The organism is Microcystis sp. M090S1 (genome assembly GCF_020246295.1).
Classification (GTDB): domain Bacteria; phylum Cyanobacteriota; class Cyanobacteriia; order Cyanobacteriales; family Microcystaceae; genus Microcystis; species Microcystis aeruginosa.
Genome location: NZ_JADBTF010000324.1, coordinates 1 through 5,553 on the forward strand (window position 1 = coordinate 1; position 5,553 = coordinate 5,553).

2 protein-coding genes are annotated in these 5,553 nt (G+C 45.5%); both read right to left on the minus strand.

The genetic code is table 11. The features are described from left to right. Window positions 1-107: 107 nt before the first annotated feature. Entirely contained in the window at window positions 108-2,717 is a 2,610-nt protein-coding gene (locus tag IM477_RS14260; RefSeq protein WP_287732230.1) for a DNA methyltransferase, read from the minus strand. A gap of 31 nt (window positions 2,718-2,748) precedes the next feature. Then, window positions 2,749-5,382, minus strand: coding sequence for a cyanophycin synthetase (gene cphA / locus IM477_RS14265; protein WP_287732232.1), 2,634 nt, complete (start codon window positions 5,380-5,382; stop codon window positions 2,749-2,751). Between the last annotated feature and the right edge of the window lie 171 nt (window positions 5,383-5,553).

A 5,553-nucleotide genomic window follows, 5' to 3' on the forward strand; every position in this document is an offset into this window, starting at 1 on the left:
GTCAGTCTGTAGAGCGACCATAAGACCAGAACAGAGTAAATCTGTTAAGGCAGGTGCGGAACCCCGCAAGGGAAAGAAGCAGAAACCTAAATCGTGAGGTTTGGGAATCACCGTCCGTTTACGGCGGTGAGGATGTCAACAGTTAAGCCCAACTCTTTCTTGGCGAACACACGCCTTGCACGACGATCAAGAATTTTGATAATATTGGTTCTATCTTGTTTAATTGCATCAATGTCTTCTTTTTGTATCAACACCATATAGTATCTCGATACTTCCATCATTCGATAAGCATACTGAAAAGCGTCTCTAGTAAATTCACCAGTAGTCACAATCATAACTACGTCAGACCCTGTTACGAAGGTCATACCAACTTCTTTGGCTAATACTTCTACATCTACTCGCTTTGTATTTTTACACTGAATTTGCCAACGATGATAAACAAAGCGGTCTGATGCTGCCAGAACATCTACTTCACCCTGTCCAGTTTCATAGTCTCTTTTCCGCCATTTTGTGAATCTAAGACTGGTTAGACGAATCATCCAAATCGCCAGCAGTTCAAGAGCTTTACCTTTAATATGTTTGTCGGGATTATCTAGGTCATTAACAACATCTTCAAAACTTCGATTTAGCTCGGTTTGGGAGATTTCTGTAATATCGGATATAGATTGTAATAATCTAGATAACAGTTCCATCTGTGATTTCTCGGTAAGCTTGACAAGATTAGGTTTCGCTCCTCGTCCACCAGTCGTTTTCTCAGTTGCAATTAAGCCGACTTTTACTAAAGGTTGAATAATATCCTGAACAAAAGATTTCGAGGGGAATCGTATTTTATAAACACTGGTGGCGTATCTGGTAATTTTATTCCACTCGGTTAGCTCAGTAATCGCCATCTGAAGCATAGCCAGTAAAAAATATTTTTGTTCGGAACTAAGAGTATAAAGCTCGTCAATATAGTCTTGATCGAGTTCCAATAGATCATAGACTCGATCCCAGTTAATCTCATAACTTTTCTCCAGGACTTTAGCTTCTTGTAACCATTGTCTCATGGTACTAACATAAGTACAATTGTTCGAGAGTGAATACCCCATTTCTTGAAGTTCGTAAGCGATGATTTCTAGCTGGGGTTTATCTCCCCTGCTATTAATTGCTTCTATCGCTTTTATTAGGGACATTCCAGTTAGGTTAACAAGAATATGGCGAGCAAAAATTGAGAAAACTGTCTCAGTATCTTGTTGATTGTCTAATATTTCATTAGCGATATCCGTGAGTCGATACTGCCAATCATCACCATCAATTGATTCAACCAACTTATAAGCACGAAGGGAAAGAAATGTATTCATGGCAAGTTTGCCACGATTCTCTCCTTTCTGTAGATCGTTTTGGCTGGAATGGCCAGCATAATAACGTTTAGCAATCTCATCCTGAAGCACCCGACGATCAGGAAGACAATCAGAACAAAGTTGTACTAATTCAGATAATTGAAATTGCTTAGGAGAAAACTGGTCGCCGTAGGTAAATCTGATGATTTTTTTGTCTGTCATACTATTATCGCTGGCAGCAAACAAATCTAACTGAACAAAAGGTTTCTGAGTATCCATGGTCAAGCTTTTGTCAAGACAATCATTAGCCAGTTCTAAGGCTCGTGCTTTAAGAGTTTTTCTATCCTTTATAGGAGCTACGACTAAAGGAGCATCTTGTTCAAATCGAAACTGCGACGCTATCATATAATCTTCATTTAATTCAAACGCTAACCAACGACGCTCAAGGGTTTCAGCTACTCGTCCTGTCATGTTTGAACCAGCAAAAGGATCGAGAACTAAATCACCAGGCTCAGTACAGAGACTAATAACAAATTCGGGTAAAGCTTGCGGAAATCTAGCAGGATGGGGTTTCACCCCTTCTTCCTTACATCTTCTTTGATAGTAATCATTAGATGCCGTGTTAGAAGCAGATATAACATTTACTGGCTGCCCTAAATCATTCTCTAAAATCCAGTTGAACTCTCCCAGGACTGGACTACCTATAGACGCGCCTCTTTCCTGAATAGAATCAGTAATAATATTTGGGGGAATAGCTCCTCCTCGGTCATTCTGAAATTTAGTAGAAATATCATGTCCTGACGGGCGCAGTTTTGCCTCATAGCCATTTTTAATCAGGTTTTTCATTGCCTCGCTATAAGGGCGTAAAACTCTCTTGTTATTTGCTTTCGGGTGCGGCTCCTTCGATAACCACCAAACGGTATTGACAGCATCCTTGACTCGTTCCCTCCTGACTGTCACCCATTCTGCCGGAGTAGGAAGTTTGGCTGGATTATACCAAAAAAGTTCTTGGGCGAGAAAAAAACCTAGTCCACCTTCTAATCTCGGTTTACAAAGTTCTATAACTAACTCGAAATGATACAGAGAACGCACGGGAAAACCTTTAAGCCAACTACCACCAATATCTATAACTAGGGAGCCTTTGGGCTTGAGAATACGATAAAATTCACCAGCAAATATCTTAAACCATTCAACGTAATCATCAGCGTCCACATTGCCATACTCTTTTTTTCTTACTAAGGCAAAAGGTGGGGAAGTACAAATCAAATCGACACTCTCATCCGGCAACTCCCCCATCAGTGTCAGGCTATTACCCAAATAAGCGGAACCAAGCCGAGTCTCATAATAGGGATTTCGGCTGATTTTGATTAAACCATCGTACTCAGTAACAATTGGCACTACTTTATTTTCTAGCTATTTTTCCTAACTTCTAACCCTGGTTATCGGTAACGGGTCGATGTTTCTCGATCAAATCGATCGCCTGGGTGACACTTTCGGGGAAAATTACCACTAAACCACCCTCGGAAACCGTGCTTAAAGCCTTCTCTAAAGCTTCCGTTTCATCGAGAATAACTTCCGGACGCAAACTGGCATTTTCTTGGCTAATTCCCCTGAGAATTAAATCGGCCACTTCCCCCCGGCGGCGACCGCGAGTATCGTTATCTTCCTTAACAATAATTCGATCGAACATTTGGGCCGATAATTTCCCTAATAAAATTAAATCATCATCGCGACGATCGCCAGGTCCCCCGACCACGCCGACTTTTTCCCCAGACCAATTGCCGACAAAACCGCCGACGGCTTCGTATCCGGCGGGATTATGGGCATAATCGATTAAAGCGTGATGGTGTCCCAAGTCAAACAGGTTCATCCTACCGGGGGTCTGGGCGACGGAAGGTTTAAAAGTCCGCACCCCTTGGCGAATTAACTCGATATCGATACCCTGCACAAAAGTCGCTAAACAGGCAGCCAGGGCGTTAGCAATCATAAAAGGAGCCATTCCCTGCATAGTCACGGGAATATTGACCGCTTCCTCGATTCTCAGCGTCCATTCTCCCTCTAGAATCGACAGATAGCCATTCTCATAAATGGCGGCCATGCCACCGCGACGGATATGGTCGTGAATAATCGGGTTATCGGGACTCATGGAAAAATAAGCGACTCTTCCCCTCACTTTTTCGGCCATACTAACGGTCAAGGGGTCATCGGCATTTAAGACCGCGTAACCCTCGGCGCTAACCACCTCGGCCACAACGCTTTTTACCTTCGCCATTTGTTCGATGGTGTCGATATCACCGATACCCAAATGGTCGGCGGCCACATTTAACACCACTCCCACATCGCATTGATTAAAAGCTAAACCCGATCGCAGGATACCACCCCGGGCCGTTTCTAACACGGCAATCTCCACCGTGGGATCCTTCAAAATCATACTGGCACTGTAAGGACCGGTGTTATCGCCCTTTTCTACCAGATAATCATCGATATATACGCCGTCCGTCGTAGTAAATCCGACTACTTTCCCCGTTTGTCGGCAAATATGAGAAATTAAGCGGCTAGTGGTGGTTTTGCCGTTAGTTCCCGTAATCGCCAGAATTGGCACGCGACTGGGAGTCCCGGGGGGGAATAACATATCGATAACTGGGGCGGCGATATTGCGGGGTAAACCGCGACTAGGGGCGACGTGCATCCGAAAACCGGGGGCGGCGTTGACTTCTACGATCACCCCGTCCACTTCTTTCAGGGGTTTGCGGATATCATCTGTCACCACATCGATACCGGCAATGTCCAAACCGATTAATTTTGCCACTCTTTGGGCGATCCAGACGTTTTCGGGGTGAATTTCCTCGGTACGATCCACGGCGATGCCGCCGGTGCTTAAATTAGCCGTGGCCCGCAGATAGGCGATCGCACCTTGTTCTAAAATGCTGGTTAATTCATAGCCCTGTTTTCCTAGCACATTAAGGGCGGTTTTGTCAATGGTTATTTTAGTTAAAACGTTGGCATGACCGTCACCCCGGTTGGGATCCTGATTAGTAATTTCGATTAATTCTTCTATAGTTGAGCGCCCATCACCGACGACGTGAGCGGGGATCCGTTCGGCCACGGCGGCGACTTTGCCATTGATGACTAAAATTCGGTGATCACTGCCTTTATAGTACCTTTCTACGATCACGCTGCGGGTTTTCGAGGCGGCACTGGCTAGATCATAGGCTTCCTCTGCTTCCTGTTGATTTTTAACATCGATGCTGATGCCGCGGCCGTGGTTGCCATCGAGGGGTTTAATCACGATGGGAAATCCTCCCACTTCCTCGATTGCCGCTGGCAATTCATCCAAGTATTGAATCACCGTACCCCGGGGGACGGGAATGCCACCATCCTTGAGGATAGTTTTCGTGCCTTCCTTGTCACAGGCCAACTCAACGGCTAAAATCCCCGAAAAACTGCTTAAAGTGGCTTGAATGCGCTTTTGGTGAACGCCATAGCCCAATTGCACCATGGAACGAGCGCTCAGGAGTAACCAGGGGATATTTCTAGCTTGTGCTTCTTTGACGATGGTTTCGGTACTCGGACCAAGGGCGGCATTATTGCATAAATCGCGTAAATCGGCTAAATCCTGGGCCAATTCTTCCTTAGAATAGGTTCCCGTATCGACAAGGGATTGACACAAACGCACGGCGGCCCGACCTGCATAACGTCCCGCTTGCTCGTCAACGTACTCAAATACCACGTTATAGACTCCGGGGGTGGAGGTGGCTCTAGTGCGACCAAACCCGACGGGAGTTCCCGCCAGTTCCTGCAATTCTAGGGCGATATGTTCGATAATGTGGCCCATATAAGTCCCGGTGCGGACTCGTTCAAAGAAACCGCCGCGATAACCGGGGGAGCAGTAATGTTCGACTAAACTGGGGAGAACGTCGATTAATCCCTCGTAAAAGCCTGGGATTTCATTCGATGGCTTCTCTGCGAGCTCTTCGAGATCTAGACGCATAACAATGAGCTTGTCGCGACGAATACTCCAGTAGTTGGGACCGCGCAGGGTTTGGGTTCTGAGAATTTTCATTGAAAAACTGGGTCTGAAACCCCGCCCTTGAGCGATAGCGGAGGGCGGCTTTATATGAGTTAGCGAGAAACAATTAAACCGTTAGAACGACGAATTAACTGAATCTTGCTAACAGCTATCTGTCCCAATCGTTGACCATTGGCATCGCTTACAGATAGCTGTTTTTCGGTA

Coding starts and splice junctions, on each gene's coding strand:
- cphA (WP_287732232.1), bottom strand. CDS start 5,382: ATGAAAATTCTCAGAACCCAAACCCTGCGCGGTCCCAACTACTGGAGT.